Source organism: Roseomonas fluvialis (assembly GCF_022846615.1).
Lineage (GTDB): Bacteria > Pseudomonadota > Alphaproteobacteria > Acetobacterales > Acetobacteraceae > Neoroseomonas > Neoroseomonas fluvialis.
Window position 1 is genome coordinate 1,921,235 of record NZ_AP025637.1, and the last position, 20,478, is coordinate 1,941,712.

Here is a 20,478-nt window from a genome sequence, read left to right on the forward strand (position 1 = left end):
CATGATGGAGCAGCCTCAGGGTCTAGCGGGGGATGGTTACCCATCACTCAATCCCGCAGCGATCGGCGCAGGCCATCGGTCAGCGGCCTGAGCACATAGTCGAGAGCAGAGCGCCGTTCGCCGAGCAGGAAGGCCTCGACCGGCATGCCCGGTGCCAGCGTGGTGCCCGACGGCAATTCGCCGAGGACGCTCGGGTCGACCGACAGCCGAGCGGCAAAGTACGACCCGCCCTGCGCATCGATCTGCCGATCCGCCGAGAGATACGTCACCGCCGTCTCGATCAGCGGCACGTCGCGCGTGCGGAAGGCCGCGAGGCGCAGCCGCGCCGGCTGGCCGACGCGCACATTCTCGACATCGGTCAGGGCGAGCCGCACCTCCGCCACCAGGCGGTCATCGACCGGCACAAGGTCCAGGATCGGCTGCCCCGCACCCACGCTGCTGCCGGGCGTGAAGAAGCGGATTTCGGTGACCACGCCGGGCTCGGGCGCGGTCACGACGCGGCGTGCCAGCACGTCCTCGGCGCCACGCAGGCGCTGTTCGGCGTCCGCGCGCAGCGCCTGCGCGTCCTGCAATTCGCGCGCGACCTCCTGCTGCCGCACCAGGCGCGTGTTCGCCAGTTCGAGCTCGGCCTGCGCGATCGCCTCGCGGGTTTGGGCTTCCTGCGCCTGGAACTGGCCGAGATTGCCCGAAAGTTCCGCCTCCGCGCGCTGCAGCTCCCACAGTCGCGTGCGTGTGGCGAAACCACGCGCGAGAAGCTGTGTGACACCTTCCAACTCGGCACGGATGGCGGCCACGCGCGTGGCCGTCGCCTCGCGCTGCGCGGCATAGGCCACCACCTGCTCGCGCAACTGCGCGACGCGCGTGCGGCTGACCCCCACCGCGCCGTCATAGGCTTCCCAGCGCGCGGCAAAGAGGCGGCCCTCGGCCTCGATCAACGACGCGATCGCGGGGTCGATACGACCCGCCGCGCCGGCGCCGTCAGGCAGCATCATCCGCCGGCTTTCCTGCTGTTCGGCGACCAGCCGGGCCGCGCGCACCGACTGCCCCCAGAACACTGCGCGCGCCTGCGCCGCGGAAGCATCCGCCTGGGTGGTATCGAGCCGCAGCAGCGGCTGCCCCGCTGCCACACGCTCGCCCTCGCGCACCAGCAGTTCGCGCAGGATCCCGGGTTCGAGCAGCGTGACGGATTTGCGCCGACCCTCAGCCACCAGCGTGCCCTGGCCGATCACCGCGCGTTCGATCGGCGTGATCGCCGCCCAGCCCAGCAGCCCACCCACGCCGACCACCAGCACCGCGGCCGCGATGCCGATGAGCCGGCCCAGGCGCGGCTGTGGCACCGCCGCGTCGAAGGCGGCTTCCAGCGCATCCGCGGCCGCGCTCATGCCGTAGTCTCCAGCGTCCAGGGGCCCTCGCCGGTCAGGCGCAGCACGCCATCGACCGCGCCGCGCCAGGCAGCCACGTCGTGCGAGACCAGCAGCACGACGCTGCCCTCCGCGCGTGCCGCGGCGACGCCGGCCCGCACGCCCGCGCGCGCGGCACCGTCCAGCCCCGCCTCCGGTTCGTCGAGCACGATCACCCGCGGCGCGCCATGGAAGGCACGCGCCAGCGCGACCAGCCGGGCCTGGCCGCCTGACAGACCGGCATCGGCCCCGGCGGCGTTCTCGTAGCCACGCGGCAGGCGGCCGATCGCGTCATGCGCGCCGACGCGCCGCGCGGACGCAACGGCGGCGCTGGCGCCGTCATCATCGAAGCGCGCGATGTTCTCGAGGATGCTCCCGTCCAGCAATTGCGCCTCCTGCGGCAGGTAGCCGATGCGCCCGGCGAAAGCGTCGCGTGGCGTGCGCCAGGTGTCCTGCCCATCGAGCAACACGCGGCCCGATGCCGGCGCGGCGAGCCCGAGCAGCGCGCGGATCAGCGTGGACTTGCCCGCGCCGTTCGGCCCGGCCAGCACCAGCGCACTGCCCGGCGGCAGCGCGAGGTCCAGCGCGTCGACGAGCGGACGCGTGCGCCCCGGCGCGAACAGGCTCAGGCCCTGCACCATCAGGCCCGATGGTGCGTCGGTCGCGCACGACGCGCGCTCCGGCGGCGCGCCGGCACGCACCAGCTTGGCGAGGCGACGGGCAGCCGCGAGGCCCTCGCTCCAGTCCCGCCAATGTCCGACCAGGTGCACCACGGGTCGCGTCGCAAAGGCCACCAGCGTCGCTGCCGCCAGCATCGATCCGTGTGAGACCTCGTGCGCCAGCAGCAGCCACACGCCCGCACCCACGATCGCACCCTGCTGCGCGAAGACGGCGAGTTCCAGCAGGCCTGCCAGGGCGCGGGCGTCACGCTCGGCCCCGCCGCGCCTCTGCAGTGCCAGCGCATGGCGTGGCGCGAAGCGCGCGAGTGCGGCTGGCAGCATGCCGAGGCCAAGCACCATCTCGCGCAGACCCAGCTGCTGCACCAGCCCGCGGCGGCCGCGTGCCTCGTGCAGCTTGGCCTGCGCGGTCGCGCCGCGCGTCACGCGGTCGGCCAGCACCCCGATCGCGCCCTGCACCAGCGCAGCCATAAGCGCGACCAGGAAGAATAACGGATGCAGCAGCCACAGGAAGCCGAGCGCGAGCGGGATCGACAGCAGGTCCAGCACATCGGCCGGGATCGATCCGCCCAGCATGCGGCGCAGTTCCGCCACGTCCTGCAGCGCGCGCCCGGCGGCCGTGCGATCACCGCCGAGTGCCACGCGCACCGAGGCCGCGAGAGCCCGGAGCTGCAGCCGCCGCCCGATGCGTTCGGCCAGCGCGGCCAGCAGCGCGGCGCGCAGGTATTGCAGCACACCGCCCAACAGCAGCGCCGCCAGGAAGGCTGCCGAGAGCACCCACAGCGTACCGAGGTTGCGGCTTTCCAGCACACCGTCGAAGACATGCATGGTCAGCATCGGTGCGGTCAGCATGGTCGCCTGCACCGCAACCGAGAGCACCACGCAGACCGCAAGCGTCGGCGCCAGCAGGCGCGGCGGCAGCAGCGCCGGCGTCAGGGTCGCGTTCATGCCGCCACCGACGACGCGATCCGCAGGGGCGGCGCGGGCAGGGCCGCGCGCCGTGCGGGCGCAGCCAGGGAGAGTGGGGCCTTGCCGACGGGCAGCAGCGCACCGTCGCGCAGCGTTAGCACCCGCGTCGCCGACCGCAGCAGCCCTTCGCGGTGCGAAGTGAAGATGACCGCCGTGCCGCGCGCCGTGAGTGCCGCGATCAGCGCGGCGACCGCCGTCTCGCCCTCGGCATCCAGGAAGGCCGCCGGTTCGTCCAGCAGGACCAGCCTCGGCGTGCCGAACACCGCGCGCGCCAGGGCGACGCGCTGCCGCTGGCCCATCGACAGCGGCGGTGCGTCCCCCAGGCGGGTCGCGAAGCCGTGCGGCAAGCCTGCCACCATACGCAGCGCGCCGGCGATCCGTGCCGCCTCCATCACCGCAGCCATGTCGGGCGCGGGTGCCAGCCTCGCGATGGCGGCCGCGATCGTCTCCCCGCCGAGTACCGGGTCTTGCGGCAGGTAGCCAACATGCCGGGCGAGGTCTGCGCGGTCCCACTGCGCGGTGGCGTGGCCGTCGAGGAAGGCATCGCCGGCATTGGTCGCCTGCAGGCCGAGGATGACGCGCAGCAGCGTGGACTTGCCCGTCCCCGGCGGTCCGGCCAGCGCCACCGTGTCGCCCGGCGCGACCACCAGACCGACATCGCGCAACAACGGCCGCGCCGCGCCGGGCAGGACCAGCGTGACGCGGTCGAGGACCAGGCGTCCCTCGGGGCAGGGGAAGGCGCGCGTCTGCGGTGCGGGCGCGGCCTCATCTGCCGCGAGCAGCCGGTCCAGCCGCTGCCAGGCCGCGCGTGCCGCCGCCGCGTCCTCCATCTGCGTACCCAGGCGGGAGAAGGGGTCCATGACCCGCGCTGTGAGCAGCATTCCGGCCAGGATGCCGTAACCGGCGTTGCTGCCGTCGATGATGACCAGCACGCCGACCGCGACCGCCCCACCCTGCGCGACGCCATACAGTGCGCTGGTTGCCGCCTGTGCGGCACGCGCGGCGGATTGCGCGCGCCTAAGCCCGCCGGTGCCGCGCGCAAGGGCGCCGGCCCATCGGCGCACCAGCGCGGGCAACATGCCCATCGCCTCGACCGCCTCGGCGGCGCGTGCGGCATCGGCCACCAGCCGCGCCGCCTGGCCCGCGGCGTCGTTGGAATCCGCCAACGCGACGCGTGTCGCGCGATGCGCCGCGAGGCCCAGCAGCAGCGCCAGCGCCGCCGCGGCGCCGGCGAACAACGCGAAGGCCCAGTGAAAGTACGCGAGCAGCAGCAGCAGCGCCGGCACCAGCATCGCATCCAGCGCGATCGCCGAGAGCGGGCCGGCGATGCCGCGGCGCACCTGGTCGATGTCGCGCAGCACGCCTTCCGCGGCGGCGGCCGGGGTCGCGGCGCGCGCGGTCGCCGCGGCCAGCGCGCGTGCCGTCAGGCGGCGTACCAGGCGTTCGGTGCTCAGCAGCAGCAGCCGCTCGCGCAATTGGGTCAGCGCCACCACTGCCGCCGCGACCAACGCGAAGCCCGCGCCGAGGCCGAGCGCCGTGCCCAGGCTGCCGGTCGGCACCACCAGCGCGTAGAACTGCACGGTCATCATCACCAGTGCGAAGGGACCGAGCGCGCCCGCCAGGCCCAGCAGCGCGGCCGCCCGCGCCGCGCGCGAGAGCTCCGCCGCCATCCCGGCCATGGCACGTGAGGCCACGTTCAGCCCCCGAGCCGCATCGCGAGCAGCAGCGCGGCCGCGCCCAGCGTGCCGAGCACGCCACCCAGCAGGATGGTCCAGCCGCTGCCGCGCACCGGCGCGGGCTCGGTCGCCACCGGCAGCGTTGCGAGCCGTTCATCGAGCCTTGTGAGCCACAGCGCCAGCACGTCGAGCCTTTCCTGCAGGTCGCGATGCGACTGCACGAGGCTGGCGAGCGCCGTCTGGCCACCGGGATCGGGCAGGCGCGCGGCGATCGCGCGCAGGTCCTCGTGCAGGCGGCGCTGGCCGGCAACGATGGCGTCGAGCATGCGCGGCAGCCCGGCGTCGTCGGCATCGCCTGTGGCGCGACGAACCCGCACTGGCACCGGCGTTTCGGTGCCGTCGGCACTGCGCGCGACGATGCTCAGCTCCGAACGCCGGCGGATCCATTCCGGCTCGAGCGGGATCTCGAAGGCGTGGCAGCCATCGCCGACGCCGGCCTTGGCAAGGTCGGGCCGTGCAAGGTCGGCGCGGGTGGCGTGCACGGTCGTGGCGCCGAGCCGCGCCTCGATCGCGACGCGTTCAGCCGGCGCGGCGGCGTTCCAGGCCCAGCCGTAGAGCCGGTCGGGCGTCGCGTTGTCGACCAGGCCACGGATGTCCGGGGCCGGGGCGGGCGGGGCGTCAGGCCGTTGCAGCGCGGGCGCGGTGTCGGTCGCCACGGCGGGTCCTCCTTCCTGGAGCGAGTGCGCGATAGAGCGCGAGGTGTTCGGCCGCGGCGGCAGGGAAATCCGGCGGCGGGCGGATGCCCGCCACCAAGCACTCCCACAGGCCGGGTGTTTCGGCGGCGCGGCGCATGACGGCCGCGAGGGCGGCCACGTCGCCGATCGGTGCGTGCAGCCCGTCGATGCCATCGCGCACCGCTTCGGCCATGCCGCCCCCATCGCCGCAGATCACCGGGCGGCGGTGGCGGAACGCCTCGAGGATCACGAGTGGGGCGTTCTCCCACCAGATGGAGGGCACCACGACCCAGTCGGCGGCGGCGATGCGGCGGCTGACATCCGCCGGCGCGTAGCCGCCGTGATGCGCAGCATCCGGCGCGGCGGCGAGGGCCGCGGCGAATTCGGCGAGGAAGGCCTCCGACTGCCAGGCCGTACCCCCATGGATCGCGAGGCCATGCGCGATGCCGTCCTTCGAAAGACGCGCCGACGCCGCGAGCGCGACCAGCGTGCCCTTGAATCGGTTGACGTTGCCGAACACCGCGAACCGGTCGCGCCGTCCATCCGGTGCGGTCCGATGCGGCGCCGGCGTGGCGGCGGCGATCGCGTTGCGCATCAGCGCGATGCGTGATGCATCCCAGCCCGCCGCGGCAAAGCGTCCGCGCAGGAAGTCGCTTGGCGCCAGCAGCGCGTCGAAGGCGGCGAAGGCGCTGCGGATGCCGAGGCCGCGCAGCGTGAAGTCGCTGCCGTGGCGGTCGGGGAAGCAGCGGCGGCAGGCATCGGGCGCGGGGCCGTGGCACAGCCGGCCGTCCGTCGTGAGCAACTGGCCCTCGCGCGGGCACAGCGCGAAGTAGTCATGCAGCGTGGCGACCAGGGCGGCGCGCGGCGCGGCGCGGCGGATCCAGTCGATGCCCTCCATGCCCCACAGCAGCGGGTGGTGCAGGTGCACGACGTCGGGCGCGAGGCGGTCGATCATCGGCCCCAGCGCCGCGAGGCCATACACATCGCCCTGCGAGAGGTAGAAGCGGTCGAAATGGTCGAGCGAGACCAGCATCTCGTCCGGCGCATCGCCCGCCGCCTGCAGCAACGTGCCCGGGCGGCGTTCGCGCAGCTGCGCGGTGGTGCCGGCGAGGAACAACCCCTCGATGCCGTGCACGTCGCGCAGCGCGCGGAACAGGCCATGCGCGAAGGCCTCGGTGCCGCCGGGCTGCAGCGCGGGGTGGTTGTGGGTGAGGAACAGGACGCGCATGGCGCTCATGCGTCCGGGAAGCGCGCCATCAGCGCGGCGATCGCGCCATCCCAGCGGGCGTGGTGCAGGCGGCGGTTCAGCAAGCCGGCCAGCGTGCGCGCATGCCCGTCATGCAGCGCGATGGACTGGCGTTCGAAATGGAACAACTCGGCCGCGGGTTCGTAGGCGATCGCGTGGCCCGCCGCGCGCAGCTTCAGGCACAGGTCGGAATCCTCGAAGTCGCCGACGATGTAGTCGGTGCAGAAGCCGCCAGCCGCCTCGAAGGCCGCGCGGCGGACCAGCAGCGCCGCGCCGGTCACGCCGGGCACGCGGCGTGCGTGCTGCGCATCCGGGTGGTGGCGCGGGAAGCCCTTGCAGTAGTGGTCGTTGAGCCACAGCCCGTCCTCGCCGCGGCGGAACAGCAACCCGGCATGCTGGATGGTGCCGCCATCGAAGATCAGCTTCGGGCCGACCGCGGCGATGCGCCGGTCGCGCCCGAGCCGCGCGCGCATCCGCCCGAGCCAGCCCGGGGCATCCGGCAGCACATCGGAATTCAGGAACAGCAGCATGGGCGCGCGCGCGACCGCCGCGCCCGCATTGCACGCCGCCGCATAGCCGGCGTTGCGCCGCATCACCACCAGGCGCAGCGGCAGGTCGAGCATCGCCGCCATGCCGCGCAACAGGTGCTCGACCTCGGCCCGCTGCTCGGGGCTGTCGAGCACGTAGATCAAGTCAGCGCGCCGTAGTTCGGCATCGCGGGCGAAGGCGGCGAGCTGGAAGCGCAGGAAGCGGAGGTTGCGATAGAGTGGGACGATCAGGCTTGCGGTCGGGCGCCCCAGCGCCGTGCCGGAGGCGATGACGGCGGGCGCGCCGGAGGCCTCGCGCAGTGCAGCCTGGTGCAGCCGCGAGGCGACCGGGCCAATACACTCATCCAGCAGCGCTGGCGTCACCGCCGCGGGATGCGCCGCGCGCAGCACCAGGTCGCGTGCCATGGCCGGCGGCATCAGGCCGGGCGGGGCGGCGACCTCGATCTCCTCGCCGCCGGTCAGGCGCACCGTGAGGCGCCATTGTGCCGTGCGTGCCGGGTCACACTCCGGCAGGTACGCCAGGAAGCCCGGCTGCGGGCCGGCGCCGCCGAGCGGCGCGCGCGCGAAGCGCCCGTCGAGATCCGGCCGCGGCACGCGATGCAGCGCGCTGTGGGGAATGTCGCGCACCAGGCCTGGCCCGCGCAGCGAAAGCCCGGCAACCAGGCCCAGCGGGTCGCGTAGCCAGCCGCATGCGAAGACGCCGCCGGCATGGTCCGACAGCGCGAGGTCCAGGCCAGCGCCGACCGGCCGTGCCGGGTCGTCGAGCCGTGTCGGGCGCGCGGGGGCGAGAAGTTGAGCCTCCCGCAGCAGCGCGCTGGCCTGCGCGTCCTGCGCGGCGCGCGCGGCCAGCGCCGCGATCGGAGACGGCGTGGAGCCGCGCCCCGACCAAGCCTCCCGCACGCGCCGCGACAGCGATGCCTGCGCGCCGCCTGCCACCAGGCGCAGCGGCGGCAGCGGCGTGGGCGGCAGCAGCACGGCGCCGGGCGGTACCGCGCCATCGATCAGCAGCACGCCACCGCGCGGCGGATCCAGGCGCCGGATGGCGCTGGCCGAGACCAGGGTCCAGGCCCCGTCGGGCGCCGGCGGCACCCGCCAGGCGGAGAGCGCCCCGGTGGGGTTGGCGATCCGCCGCGCCTCGCCCCCCGGTGCAGCCAAGGCCAGGCAGAGCGTCGCGAGCCCGGTGTCATTCGCTGCGCGCAGCATCCGCGCGCAGGTGCCGGCCAGGAAGCGGAGAAGCGTGGCATGGGTGTCAGGCGGGAAGCCCGCGGCGAAGTCCGGCGGTGTGCAGGCCAGCGGCCAGGCGAAGGCCGCGGCGTCCGTGCGGCCGAGGCGCAGCACCGTCGCTGTGCCGGCAACGACCGGGCCGCGCAACCTTGCGGCATGGACCAAGCGGCGCCCGGCGGCGGTCCCGAGCTGGACCGAGCCGCTTGGCGGGCGGAGCGCGTCGGCGCCGATGCAGAGGTGCGCCGCGCCGTCGGGCAGCGGCGCGTCGAAGGCGATGTCGGCCAGCAGCAAGCCGTCGGCGGTCGCCATCACGCGCGGCGCCGCGCATGCCGAAGGCCAGGGAAGGCCAATGACCTTCCCTGGCGGCACGGCGATGGTGAGTTCCGCGTCCAGGGGCCCCTCAGACGATGCGGAAGTAGCTGGAGAGGTTGTCGATCAGGTCTTCGCTTGAAACGCCGACCAGCTTGATCTGGTCGCCGCCGCCCAGGTCGATCACCGCGCCGGTGTCGTCGCTCGAGATACGGTCGGCGAGCTGCCCGGTACTGGTGATGCCCGTGCCGTTGATGTTGGACTTGATGGCGATAACGTCGTCGCCGGGACGGAAGTCGAGCACCACGTCGCGGCCGAAGCCGCTTTCGAAGAAGAAGGTGTCCTCCGCCGCGCCGCCGGTCAGGGTGTCGTCGCCGGTCCCGCCCGCGAGCGTGTCCTTGCCGGCACCGCCGGCCAGCACGTCGTCGCTCTTGCCGCCCGCCAGCCAGTCGTCGCCCGCGCCACCCGCCAGCGTGTCCTTGCCGTCGCCGCCCAGCAGGCGGTCCTTGCCATCGCCACCGTTCAGCAGGTCGTCGCCCTTGCCGCCATCGAGCACGTCGTCGCCGGACTCGCCGTTCAGCAGGTCGTCGCCGTCGTCGCCGAACACGATGTCGTCGCCGGACCCGGCCAGGACCACGTCCGTGCCCTTGCCGGCGAAGACCAGGTCGTCGCCGCTGCCGGAGCGCACCGTGTCGCTCCCGCCGAAGGACGCGATCAGGTTGTCGAACGACCCGGGGATGTCGATGTCGGCATCGATCAGGTCGGCGTCGTTTCCGCCGAACAGAAGCCCGCCGGGAAGGGTCGCGAAATCGGCCATGATTCGTGCCTCCTGTAACGTCTGATGGTTGAGGTCTCGTTAGTGAGACAACTATAGGTAGTCTATCGCAGTGCGGCAGATCTAATCGCGTGCAGTGCACAATTTTCCACAGGCGACGGGGCGGCATCGATGGCGACGGTCAGCGCATACCCCACGCCCCGGACCGAATGGATCGCATCGGTCGGCATCTTGCGGCGCAGGCGCTTGACCAGGCTGTCGACCGCACGGTCGTCCGGCCGCCAGGGGCGGCGGAACACCTGGCGGCTGATCACCTCCCGGTCGACCGCGGCGCCCTGCGCGGCGGCCAGCACCGCGACCAGGTCGAACTCCGCGCTGGTCAGGCGCTGCGCGGGCCCGCCTGGTGCAGCGAGGCGCCGGCCCGCCGCATGCAGGCGCCAGGGCCCCACCACGGCGGCTTCCGCGACGGGCGCCGCCATGGGCCGTGCGCGCCGCAGGGTGGCGCGGATGCGGGCGATCGCCTCGGCCACGGGTATTCCGCCGTGCAGGACCTCGTCGGCGCCGCAATCCAGCGCCTCGACCCGGTCGGCCGCGGTGTCCTCGGGGGTGGCGACGACGACGCAGGGCGTCGCCGACGCCGCCCGCAGGCGGCGGATCGCGGCGATGCCGTTCGGCCCTGCCAGGCTTTCGGGCACCAGCAGGACCGCGTCGGGCAGGCCCGCCGCCGCCGCCGCGACCAGGGTGTCGAGCGATGGGGCCACCTCGACGGCCACGCCTCGGCGCGCCAGCCCATCCGCAACCAGGCGCGCACGCAACTGCCGCGTGGCCAGAAGGAAAAGGCGCGGGGCGGGTGGGGATCGGCTGAGCATGGTTGCGTGTGTTCTCAACTACAGACACAACCATTAAGAGAATATCTATCAAACTAAACACGAATGACGGGATTCACAGATCAATGATGCACGCATGACGATCTCCCTGGCCGAGCGCCATGCCGCGCTGCTGAACACGCCCGCGGCCCTGGCCTTCCTGGCCGCGCCCGGCTTTCCGTTGCCCGACGCGACCGCCATCCGTCGCGTCGGCTCGGCCACCGTGCGGGACTTCCTGCAGACCGGTCTGCTGCTGCGCGCCGCGCTCGAGGAGAGTGCCGGCATCGCGCCGGACCACAGCATTCTCGACATCGGGTGCGGCTGGGGGCGGCTGGCGCTGCCGCTGGCCGCGCGGCTCGAAGCGCGGGGGCGCTACCTCGGCATGGATGCGGCGGCGGAGGCGGTCGCCTGGTGCCGCCGCAACATCGCCGAGGCGGACCCGCGCTTCCGCTTCCACCATGCCGATATCCGCAACAGCTACGCCAATCCGCGCGGGCGCATCCCGGCCGCGCGGGCTGTGCTGCTGCCCTGGGAGGAACGCTTCGACCGCGTCGTCGCCTTCTCCCTGTTCACGCACCTGCTGCCCGACGCCACCGCGCGCTACCTGGCCGAGGCCGCGCGGCTGTGCCGGCCCGGCGGCCAGCTGGTCGCGACCTTCTTCCTGCTCGACACCCAGGCCCGCGCGGCGATGCAGGCGGGGCGCAGCGACCGGACCTTCCCGGTGGCGCACGGCATCGCGCAGATCGCCGACCCGGCGGTGCCGGAGGATGCCGTGGCCTATGACGCGGCGGAGATCCTGGCGCTGCTCGACGCTGCCGGGTTCGACGCCGAATGGCGGCCGGGCGCCTGGTGCCCGCGCGGCGAGCCGCCCTTCGAATACCAGGACCTCGTGGTGGCGCGCCGGCGCGGCGTCGTGCGCGCCGGTGGTGCGCGCGGTGCCGTCACGGGGCTCTCCGGCGGCGCCATCCGCGGCTGGGCGCGCGAAGCCGATGGTGCGCCGGCGCCGCTGTGCCTGCGGGTCGGCGGGGAGGTCGTGGCGCGGAGTACCGCGCGCGAGGGCGCCGATTTCGCGATCGACCTGCCGGCCCACCTGCTGGGGCGCGAGGTTCGCGACCTGCACGTGCTGGCGGGCGACGAGGACCTCCCGCTGCTGGCGCGCCCGCGCGTGCTGCTGGCCGACCCGGCGGAGGAACTCGCGCGCGCCTGGCGGATCGAGGCGGTGCAGCGCGGGTTCTGGCGGATCGACAGTCTCGCCTGGCAGCCGGATGGTGCGGTCGAGGGCGTGGCCTGGGCGATCCCGCCGCGGGCCGTGCCGCCGGACCGCCCGCCGCATCTCGTGCTGGCCGGCGCGCAGGTACCGTTGGTGCCGACCGGGGCCGCGGAGGATGCGCTCGGCGCGGCGCTGGGGCTGGCGCCGGGCGGCTTGCGCCCCTTCCATCGCTTCCGGATCGACGGCGAGTTGCCGGCGCGTGGCGCGTCGTTGCGGCTGTGCGGCGCGGATGGCGCGGCCTGGGCCCCGGTGGAGGGCCGTGCGGTGCCCGGCCAGGCGCCGGAGGGCGCGCTTGCGCCGGTGCTCGACGGGCTGGCGGCGGCGGAGGGGCTCCGCGTGGCGACCGGGCTCAGCCTGGCGGCTTTGGTGCCGCGCCTCGACGTCCCGGCCGACGCGTTGGCGTTGCTCGAAGCGACGCCGCTTGGCGCGGCACGGCTGGTGGTGGCGCTGGAGGGCCTCGATGTGTGGGAGGCCGCAGGGGAGGCGGCGCTGGTCGCGGCCCTGGCGCGCGTGCTGACGCCGGGCGCGCTGGTTGTGGCCGGGATGCCGGGCGCGCTGGCCCTGCTGGGCGGGGAAGGTGGCACGGCGCGCCTGCTGGCGTGGCTGCGCCAGGGCCTGGTGGTGCTGCCCGAGGCCCCGCCCGGGCGGCGCGCCATTCGGAGCGAGGCGCATCTGCGCACCGCCTGGGGTACCGCCTTCGAGGTGTTGCGTGTGGATCAGGCCGCGCTGTCCGGCCTGCGGGATCTGGTGGTGCTGCGGCGTCGCCGGTGAGGTGCCGGGCGGCGGGACCGGCCCGCCGCCCAGGCGCGCCTACAGGATGTCGCTGAGCGACAACGGGGTGGTGATGTCCTCGAGGAAGACGGACCCGCCATCATAGGTCAGCAGCGTACCGCCATCCTGCAGCACGGCCGCATCCAACACCGCCAGGATCTCGTCGATGCCGAAGCCCTGCAGGATGAGGCGGTCCTCGCCGCTGGTGAAATCCTCGATGCGGTCGTCACCGTCGCCGCGCGCGAACAGGAAGACATCCTCGCCCGAGCCGCCGCTCAGCAGGTCATCGCCCTTGCCGGCAAACAGCAGGTCATCGCCCGACCCGCCCGAGACCTCGTCCCGGCTGAGGCCAAGGCCCACGAACTTGTCGTCGCCCGCGCCCAGCTTCACGAAGGCCAGCGTGCCCGCGTCGGTGCCGGTGAAGGCGCCGGCGCGGTTGGCGGTGGACGCGAAGGTCGCATCGACGGCGGCGGCCGCGGCGATGTCGAGCGCGCCGACCGTGACGAAGTCATCCCCGGCGCCGGTGCGCACGCGGAATTCGTTCACCCACCCGAAGACGTTGGTGGCGACCTGGATGTTCACCACGTCGTCGCCTTCCGCCGTCGCGACATTGCCGCGTTTCGCACCCAGCAGCAGGACCGAGGAATCCCCGCCGCCGCCGAGCGAGACATCGGCGTGCACGAAGCCCGACATCGTGACGTTCTGCGCCTCGGCCGAGGTGAAGGTGCCGTTCTTCACGCTGTTCCAGGCGCCCAGCACGTCCACCAGTACGCCGCCGGGACCGGTGGTGATCTGCACCTGGCCGCCGAAGGCGAGAACAGTGACCGGCGGCGCGGCGAGAGTCTCGGTGATCGCGCCCGCGACGGGCGGCGATGGGATGATGGGCTGGTTGGGCAGCAGGCCCGTGGATATGCCGGGCAGCACCCACTGCGTCGCGTTGCCGAGAAGGCCGAGGCCGATGGTGTAGGTCATGCAGGGTGCTCCAGCTGTCGCATGGAACGGGACCGTAGCGACCTCGAGATACACGTATAAGTGGTATTTTGTGTCATTTTACACGCATTGCGCGTGTCGTGAGGCGCCCCGCCGCCTCAGTAGGACTTCGGCTGGCCGAGCACGCGCTCCGCGATGAAGGACAGCACCAGTTGCTCCGACACCGGCGCGATGCGGCAGATCAGCACCTCGCGCAGCAGGCGCTCGACCACGTATTCCTTGGCGTAGCCCATGCCGCCATGGGTCAGCACTGCCTGCAGGCACGCGTTGTGGCCGGCGCGCCCGCCCAGCAGCTTTGCGGCATTCGCCTCGGCCCCGCAGGGCTTGCCGTTGTCGTAGAGCCAGGCCGCCTTCATCACCATCAGCCAGGCGGATTCCAGCGCCGTCCAGCATTCGGCGAGCGGGTGCTGGATCGCCTGGTTCTGGCCGATGGGCCGGCCGAACACCACGCGGTCGCGCCCGTAGCGCGCGGCGCGGTCCAGCGCATCCTGGCCGATCGCGACGGCCTCGGCCGCGAGCAGGATGCGTTCGGGATTGAGGCTGTCGAGGATGTAGGAGAAGCCGCGGCCTTCCTCCCCGATGCGGTCTTCCTCGGGCACGAACAGGTCGTCGATGAAGGTCATGTTCGAATCGACCGCCGCGCGGCCCATCTTCGGGATGCGCTTCACGTCGACCTTGCTGCGGTCGAGCTCGGTGTAGAACAGCGTGATGCCCTCGGTCGGCCGGCGCGCTTCCTCCTTCTTCGTGGTGCGCGCGAGCAGCAGGATCTTGTTCGCCACCTGCCCGGTCGAGGTCCACATCTTGCGCCCGTTCACCCGGTAGCCGCCGGGGACCCTTGTCGCAAAGGTGGTGATCGAGGTGGTGTCGAGGCCGGCATTGGGTTCCGTCACGCCGAAGCATGCCTGGTCGGTGCCGGCGACCAGGGGAGGGATCCAGCGCGCCTGCTGCTCCGGCGTGCCGTGCACGACGATCGGGTGCGGGCCGAACATGTTGATATGGATGGAGGACGCCGCGGCCATGCCCCCGCCATGGCGCGCCACGGTGTGCATCATCAGCGCGGCTTCCGTGACGCCGAGGCCCGCACCGCCGAAGGCTTCCGGCATGGTGATGCCGAGGAAGCCGGCCTCGGCCATTGCGCGGTGGAAGTCGCGCGGAAAGCGCGCCTCGTCGTCGCAGGCGCGCCAGTAGTCGTCGCCGAAGCGGCGGCAGATGGCCGCGACACCCTCGACGATGGCCTCCTGTTCCGGCGACAGGCCGAAGTCCATGCGATCCTCCCGTGCAGCGGCGGGAGGATCGTCCGTGCCCCGGCGCGCCGCAAGGGCGCCGCACGTCGCTGCGAAGCGACGTGCGGTGCAGGCTCCGTCAGCCCGCCAGTTCGCGCCGCACGATGGCGGCACCATCGGCCAGCGCCTTCAGCTTGGCGAAGGCGCGCGCACGCGGCAGGTACTTCATGCCGCAATCCGGTGCCGCCACCAGGCGTTCGGCGGGCACGTGGCGCAGGCCCTCGCGCAGGCGGGCGGCGACCGTCTCGGCGGTCTCGACCTCGTTCGTGCCAAGGTCGAGCACGCCCAGCATGATGGTCTTGTTCGACAGTTCCTTGAGCATCCCGAGGTCGAGCTTCGGCTGCGCCGCCTCGATCGAGATCTGCACCGCGGTACTATCCGCGAGCTGCGGCAGGAAGGAGTAGCCCGAGGGCTTGTCGGAGACGAGCGCCGCATAGCCGAAGCACAGGTGCACGACCGTGGTGCCGCCCACGCCTTCCAGCGCGCGGTTGATCGCCTTCACGCCGTAGCGCTTGGCCTGCTCGGGGCGTGCCTGCAGCCAGGGTTCGTCCAACTGGATCACGTCCGCGCCCGCGGCGACCAGGTCGCGCGCTTCCTCGGCCACGACCTCGGCATAGGCCATGGCGAAGGCCTCGTCGTCGCCGTAGTGCTCGTCATGCGCCTGCATCGACATGGTGAAGGGGCCGGGCAGCGTGATCTTGATGCGCCGGTCGGTATTGGCGCGCAGGAATTCCACGTCGCGCTGTTCGACCGCGTGGCGGCGGCGGATCGGCCCGGTCACGCGCGGCACCGGCGTGGGCTTGCCCATCCGGCCGCTGACGATGGCGGGGTTGTCCACGTCCACGCCATCGAGCGCGAGCGCGAAGCGGTTCGAATAGCTTTCGCGCCGCATCTCGCCATCGGTGATGATGTCGATGCCCGCGCGCTCCATGTCGCGGATGGCGATCAGCGTCGCGTCGTCCTGCGCCTGCTCGAGCGCATCCTCCGCCACGCGCCAGATCTCCTTGAGCCGCACGCGCGGCACCACGTTGTTCTTGGTCAGGATGGCGCGGTCGACCAGCCAGTCGGGCTGCGGGTAGCTGCCGACGACGGTGGTGGGCAGCAGGGAAGGTGTCTCGGGCATGGCGTTTCCTGTCCTTGGCCGGGCGGTCGTGCCGGCGGTCTATGCGGCGGCGATGCGCCGTGACGTGGGTGCGGCGACCCGGCGTTCGAGTGCGAGGCGCACGAAATCCCCGGTGGCGCCAAGGTGGTCGGCGAGCAACGCGGCCGCGCGGTCGGCATCACGGTCGAGTGCGGCCTCGGCGATCGCGGCATGTTCGGCCGCCACGTCGCGCCCCGGCCAGGCGATGGCATTGGCGATGGCGCGGTAGCGTTCGGCTTCCTCGCGCAACCGGTCGCAGAAGCGCAGTAGCGGCGCGGCGCCGCAGGCGGCGAGCAGCGCCTGGTGGAAGCCGCGATGCGCCGCCTCCCAGGCGGGGTTGGTGACGTAGCGTGCAGGGTCGAGCGAGCGCGGCAGGCGCGACAGGCGCCGTTCGGCCGCCGCGACCGCGTCTTCCCAGGCGGCGTCGCCCTGCGCGATGGCTTCGCGCAGCGCGGCGGATTCGGCGATGCAGCGGCTGCGGATCAGGCCGGCGAAGCCCGCCGGGTCGGCATCGGCCACGCGGAAGCCGCGCTGTTCAATGCGCCGTGCGAGCCCCTCGGCCGCGAGCTGCGCCAGCGCCTCGCGCACCGGGGTCGGCCCTGCGCCGCAGAGCGCCGCCAGGTCCTGCACCTTCAGCCGCTGCCCGGGCGCGAGGCGGCCTTCCAGAATCTCCGCCCGCAGCCGGCGATAGGCCGCGGTGGCCTGGGTGTCGGGGGAACCGGCGATGCCGGGCAGGGCGGTCATGGCGGGCGGAAGATGCGGCAGGCGCCGCGCGACGGCAACCCCGACAAAATCACTTGACCGGCCCATTTTGTCGGTAAAAGAAGCGGCATCCACGCAGGTGCCCATGCGCCCAGCCGCCGCCCCATCCGTCACGTTGACCTTCGACAACGGCCCCGACCCCGAGGTCACGCCGGCGGTGCTGGACGTGCTGCGGCGGCGCGCCATCCGCGCGACCTTCTTCGTGGTGGGCGCGCGGCTCGCTGCGCCGGGCGCCCGGGCTCTGGCCGAACGCGCGCATGCCGAGGGGCACTGGATCGGCAACCACACCTTCACGCACGGCACGCCGCTCGGCGACCGGACCGACCGGGGGCATGCGGCGGCCGAGATCGCGCGGACCGACGCGCTGATCGGCGACCTCGCGCATCCGGACCGACTGTTCCGTCCGATGGGCGGCGGCGGACGGCTCGGCCCGCATCTGTTGAGCATCGAGGCGCGCGACCACCTTGCCACCGGAGCCTGGACCGTCGTGCTGTGGTCCGCCGTGCCGGGCGACTGGCGGGATGCCGATGGTTGGCCGGACCGCGCCATCGCGCAATGCCTCGATGAAGCCGAACCCGTGCTGGTGCTGCACGACATCGCCGGCGGTGCCCTGCGGCACCTCGATTCCGTGCTGGGCCGGCTGGCCGATCACGGCGCGACCTTCCGGCAGGATTTCCCGGCGCAGTGCGTGCCGATGCGCCGCGGCATCGCCGGGCCGGGCCTCGATGCGATCGTCGCCGCACCGCTTGACCCGCCGCGGGCCCGCCCCGCAGCCTGACGAACGACGCCGCCCCGCGGCCAACAGGAGGACACGATGCAGGACCTCGACGCGAACGACATCACCGACGCCGTCATCGCGCAGATGGCCACCACGCCCGATCCGCGCATGCGCGAGATCATGGAGGCCGCGGTGCGCCACCTGCACGCATTCGCGCGCGAGGTGAATCTCACCCCGGACGAATGGCTGAAAGGCATCGCGTTCCTGACCGCGGTCGGGCAGATGTGCTCGCCGATCCGCCAGGAATTCATCCTGCTGTCGGATGTGCTCGGCCTGTCGCGCCTGGTGAACGTGATGCACGACAGCAAGGGGCGCGAGGCAGCGGGCACCGAGACGAGCCTGCTCGGCCCCTTCTTCCGCGAGGCCGCGCCCAAGGTCGAGCTCGGCGGTAGCATCGCGGTCGCCTCCGACGGCCCGGAGATCATGATCTTCGGCCAGGTGCGCGACACCGAGGGCCAGGGTGTCCCGCATGCCGTGATCGACGTCTGGCAGACTGATGCCGATGGGCTGTACGACCTCCAGGCGCACGACCCGTCGGTGATGGACATGCGCGGCCAGCTGCGTTGCGACGCCGAAGGCCGCTTCCATTTTCGCACGCTCAAGCCGCTCGGCTATTCCATCCCGATGGACGGCCCGGTCGGCGAGATGGTGCGCCAGCAGGACCGCCATGGCTTCCGCCCCGCGCATATCCACATCCTGGTGGCGGCACCGGGATACCGCGAACTGGTCACCGCGCTGTATTTTGCCGACGACGCGCATGTGGACAGCGACACCGTCTTCGGCGTGTCGAAGTCGCTGGTGATCCAGGAGAGTCTTGGCCTGCCGGATGCGCCGGTGCCAGGCATCCCGAGCATCCGCTACGACTTCACCATGTCGCGCGAGAGCGAAGGCGGCGGCGGGCGCGTGGGTTCCGACCCGTCGCGCCTGGTGCCGGCCGGCTGACCCACGACGATCCAGGGAGGAGACACAGAATGATCACCCGACGCCTTCTGGCGACCGCCGGCGCTGCGCTGCCGGTTGCAGCCATCGCCCAGGAGGCCTTTCCCACGCGGCCCGTGCAGGTCGTGATTCCGTACCCGCCGGGCAATGCGATCGACCTGCTGGTGCGCGCGCTGGCGGCACAGATGCAGCCGCTGCTGGGCCAGCCGGTCGTGGTGGTGAACCGCGAGGGCGCCGCGGCGCTGGTCGGCTCGGTCTCCGTCGCGCGCGCCCCGGCGGATGGCTATACGCTGCTGTTCGTGCCGGCGCTGGTGGCCTCGGTGCTGCCGGTGACGCAGCCGCAGGGCGGCCTCAGCGTCAACAGCTTCCGCCCGATCTGCCAGGTGTTCAGCAATTCGATGGCGCTGGTGGTGAAGCCTGACAGCCCGATCCGCACGCTGGGCGACCTGCAGCGCGCGGCGCAGGCGGCGCCTGGGCGTATGACCTACGGCACGCTTGGCGTCACCTCCATCCCGCACCTGGCGATGGTGCAGTGGCTGGGGGCCGCGCGCGCGGAGATCGAGCACGTGCCCTACCGCGCCGACGCGCAGGTGATGACCGAGGTGCTGCAGGGGCGCATCGACGTAGGCTCGATCGTGCTGGGCAGCGCGGCGGGGCGCAACGACATCCGCGTGCTGGCGGTGTTCGACCAGCAGCGCCACCCGGACTTCCCCGATGCGCCGACAGCGGTCGAGCAGGGCTTCGAGGTCGCGCCCGCATCCTTCGGCGGGCTGTTCGCGCCCGCCGGCACGCCGGAGGACCGCATCGCGCGCATCGAGGCCGCCTGCGCGACCGCAGCGGCGACCGAGGTCTACCGCACTGCCGCGCGCACCGGATCGCAGCCGGCGAACTTCTTCCTCAATCGTGCGGACTTCACGCGCCGGCTGCAGCAGGACATCGAGCAGAAGGCCGAGGTGCTGCGCGGCGTTCGGCTGAACTGAAGGCTTCCGTGTGCCGCCGCGCGCGCGGCGGCACACGGGGCGCCGTCACTGCACGCGGATATTCCTCGCGCGGATCATATCGCGCCACTTCGCGTTCTCGGCGGTGAAATAGGCCGGCCAGGCTTCCGGCGTGCCGACGCTCGGCACGACCGCGAGAGCGGCCAGGCGCTGGCGCGTCTCCGTCGCTTCCATCGCCGCGCGCGCGGCGGCATTGGCGCGGGCGACGATGTCCGCCGGCAGCCCGCCCGGGCCCTGGAAGGCGATGTGTTCCTCGACCACCACGCCAGGCAGGCCCTGTTCCGCGAAGGTCGGAATTTCCGGGGCGAGCGGGCTGCGTTCGCGCGAGGCGATGCCGAGTGCGCGCAGCGTGCCGGCCTGAATCTGCGGCAGGATGCCCGAGGCCGCCTGGAAGACCATCGGCGTCTCGTTCGCGATCACGCCTTGCACCGCGGGCGCGCCGCCGCGATAGCCGATGTCGGGGATTTCGAGCCGCGCCTCCTGCAGGAAAAGCTCCGTCGCGAGATGCGTGGACGACCCCGTGCCGGAATTCGCGTAGGTGATGCGGTGGTTTGGCCGGCGTGCCAGTTCGATGAACTCTGCCAGCGTGCGCGCGGGGAAATCCTTGTTCACCACCATGATGATGGGCATGGCGGCGAGCAGCCCGATGCCCACGAAGTCGCGCTCGTTGTCGTAGGGCAGTTGATAGAGCCACGGCGCCATGGCGTAGGTGCTGACCGTGCTGACCAGCAGCGTGGTGCCGTCGGGCCGCGCGCGGGCGACGGAATTGAAGCCGATCGTGCCGTTCGCGCCGGTGCGGTTGTCCACCACGAAGCTGCGGCCGGTGTCCTGTGTCAGACGCTGCGCGAGGATGCGCGCGACCGCGTCGGTCGACCCGCCGGCGGCCCAGGGCACCACCAGCGTGACGGGGCGGGACGGCCACGCCTCCTGCGCGCGGACGGGCGCGGCGAGGCCAAGGCCGGCGGCGAGGCCGAGCGTTGTGCGGCGGGTGAGCATGCGGTTCTTCCTCCCTGCACGGCGCATCGCGACGCCGGCGCCCCTAGATACCCGATCCGGGGTTCGGCGGTAGCCACCCCCCTGGGCAGCCGCGCGCCGCAATGCGAGGGTCGGGCCAGGAGAGGG

Annotated in this window: 17 protein-coding genes; 4 read left to right on the forward strand and 13 right to left on the reverse strand. The window is 72.8% G+C overall.

The features are described 5' to 3' along the window. Nucleotides 1-47 precede the first annotated feature (47 nt). From MWM08_RS09330 to MWM08_RS09370, 8 genes are all read right to left on the reverse strand, one after another. Nucleotides 48-1,382: an HlyD family type I secretion periplasmic adaptor subunit gene (locus MWM08_RS09330; RefSeq protein WP_244459164.1), complete on the reverse strand. Its 1,335-nt coding sequence runs from the start codon at nt 1,380-1,382 to the stop codon at nt 48-50. After that, complete coding sequence (locus MWM08_RS09335) at nt 1,379-3,025, reverse strand: ATP-binding cassette domain-containing protein (RefSeq protein ID WP_244459165.1); 1,647 nt, start codon at nt 3,023-3,025, stop codon at nt 1,379-1,381. The genes MWM08_RS09330 and MWM08_RS09335 overlap by 4 nt, the downstream gene beginning before the upstream one ends. After that, complete coding sequence (locus tag MWM08_RS09340; protein WP_244459166.1) at nt 3,022-4,740, reverse strand: ATP-binding cassette domain-containing protein; 1,719 nt, start codon at nt 4,738-4,740, stop codon at nt 3,022-3,024. The genes MWM08_RS09335 and MWM08_RS09340 overlap by 4 nt, the downstream gene beginning before the upstream one ends. A gap of 2 nt (nt 4,741-4,742) precedes the next feature. Beyond that, a complete protein-coding gene (locus tag MWM08_RS09345; RefSeq protein WP_244459167.1) occupies nt 4,743-5,438 on the reverse strand; it encodes a hypothetical protein in 696 nt (231 codons plus the stop codon). After that, nucleotides 5,401-6,693 carry a glycosyltransferase gene (locus tag MWM08_RS09350; RefSeq protein WP_244459168.1) on the reverse strand — a complete coding sequence of 431 codons (1,293 nt, stop codon included), beginning with the start codon at nt 6,691-6,693 and terminating at the stop codon, nt 5,401-5,403. The genes MWM08_RS09345 and MWM08_RS09350 overlap by 38 nt, the downstream gene beginning before the upstream one ends. Further along, nucleotides 6,690-8,783 (reverse strand): glycosyltransferase family 2 protein, encoded by a 2,094-nt coding sequence (locus MWM08_RS09355; protein WP_244459169.1) that lies wholly within the window; start codon nt 8,781-8,783, stop codon nt 6,690-6,692. Before MWM08_RS09355 ends, MWM08_RS09350 begins: the two co-directional genes overlap by 4 nt. Nucleotides 8,784-8,874: 91 nt before the next feature. Beyond that, nucleotides 8,875-9,600 carry a calcium-binding protein gene (locus MWM08_RS09365; protein WP_279323240.1) on the reverse strand — a complete coding sequence of 242 codons (726 nt, stop codon included), beginning with the start codon at nt 9,598-9,600 and terminating at the stop codon, nt 8,875-8,877. 62 nt (nt 9,601-9,662) lie between these two features. Further along, the gene (locus tag MWM08_RS09370; RefSeq protein WP_244459170.1) at nt 9,663-10,427 is read right to left on the reverse strand and encodes a response regulator transcription factor; all 765 of its coding nucleotides are present in this window, start codon (nt 10,425-10,427) and stop codon (nt 9,663-9,665) included. 94 nt (nt 10,428-10,521) lie between these two features. On the opposite strand from MWM08_RS09370, the gene MWM08_RS09375 reads away from it, so the two are divergent. Then, nucleotides 10,522-12,465 carry a class I SAM-dependent methyltransferase gene (locus MWM08_RS09375; RefSeq protein ID WP_244459171.1) on the forward strand — a complete coding sequence of 648 codons (1,944 nt, stop codon included), beginning with the start codon at nt 10,522-10,524 and terminating at the stop codon, nt 12,463-12,465. 39 nt (nt 12,466-12,504) lie between these two features. On the opposite strand, the gene MWM08_RS09380 is transcribed toward MWM08_RS09375, so the two are convergent. The 4 genes from MWM08_RS09380 to MWM08_RS09395 all read right to left on the reverse strand — a co-directional run bounded on the left by MWM08_RS09380 (nt 12,505) and on the right by MWM08_RS09395 (nt 16,623). Continuing rightward, complete coding sequence (locus MWM08_RS09380) at nt 12,505-13,437, reverse strand: calcium-binding protein (RefSeq protein ID WP_244459172.1); 933 nt, start codon at nt 13,435-13,437, stop codon at nt 12,505-12,507. Between the two features lie 116 nt (nt 13,438-13,553). Beyond that, the gene (locus tag MWM08_RS09385; RefSeq protein ID WP_244459173.1) at nt 13,554-14,720 is read right to left on the reverse strand and encodes an acyl-CoA dehydrogenase family protein; all 1,167 of its coding nucleotides are present in this window, start codon (nt 14,718-14,720) and stop codon (nt 13,554-13,556) included. Nucleotides 14,721-14,817: 97 nt separating this feature from the next. Further along, nucleotides 14,818-15,861, reverse strand: coding sequence for a uroporphyrinogen decarboxylase family protein (locus MWM08_RS09390; RefSeq protein ID WP_244459174.1), 1,044 nt, complete (start codon nt 15,859-15,861; stop codon nt 14,818-14,820). Nucleotides 15,862-15,900: 39 nt separating this feature from the next. After that, nucleotides 15,901-16,623: a GntR family transcriptional regulator gene (locus tag MWM08_RS09395; protein ID WP_244459175.1), complete on the reverse strand. Its 723-nt coding sequence runs from the start codon at nt 16,621-16,623 to the stop codon at nt 15,901-15,903. Between the two features lie 103 nt (nt 16,624-16,726). Here MWM08_RS09395 and MWM08_RS09400 point away from each other — a divergent pair, with 103 nt between their 5' ends. The 3 genes from MWM08_RS09400 to MWM08_RS09410 are packed head-to-tail and all read left to right on the forward strand — an operon-like array spanning nt 16,727 to nt 19,338. Beyond that, complete coding sequence (locus MWM08_RS09400; protein ID WP_244459176.1) at nt 16,727-17,419, forward strand: polysaccharide deacetylase family protein; 693 nt, start codon at nt 16,727-16,729, stop codon at nt 17,417-17,419. Between the two features lie 36 nt (nt 17,420-17,455). Continuing rightward, entirely contained in the window at nt 17,456-18,361 is a 906-nt protein-coding gene (locus tag MWM08_RS09405) for a dioxygenase family protein (protein WP_244459177.1), read from the forward strand. Nucleotides 18,362-18,390: 29 nt separating this feature from the next. Further along, on the forward strand, nt 18,391-19,338 hold the full coding sequence (locus tag MWM08_RS09410; RefSeq protein WP_244459178.1) for a Bug family tripartite tricarboxylate transporter substrate binding protein: 948 nt from the start codon (nt 18,391-18,393) through the stop codon (nt 19,336-19,338). Nucleotides 19,339-19,383: 45 nt separating this feature from the next. Here the strand turns inward: MWM08_RS09410 and MWM08_RS09415 are convergent, their stop codons facing one another. Next, the gene (locus tag MWM08_RS09415; RefSeq protein ID WP_244459179.1) at nt 19,384-20,352 is read right to left on the reverse strand and encodes a Bug family tripartite tricarboxylate transporter substrate binding protein; all 969 of its coding nucleotides are present in this window, start codon (nt 20,350-20,352) and stop codon (nt 19,384-19,386) included. Between the last annotated feature and the right edge of the window lie 126 nt (nt 20,353-20,478).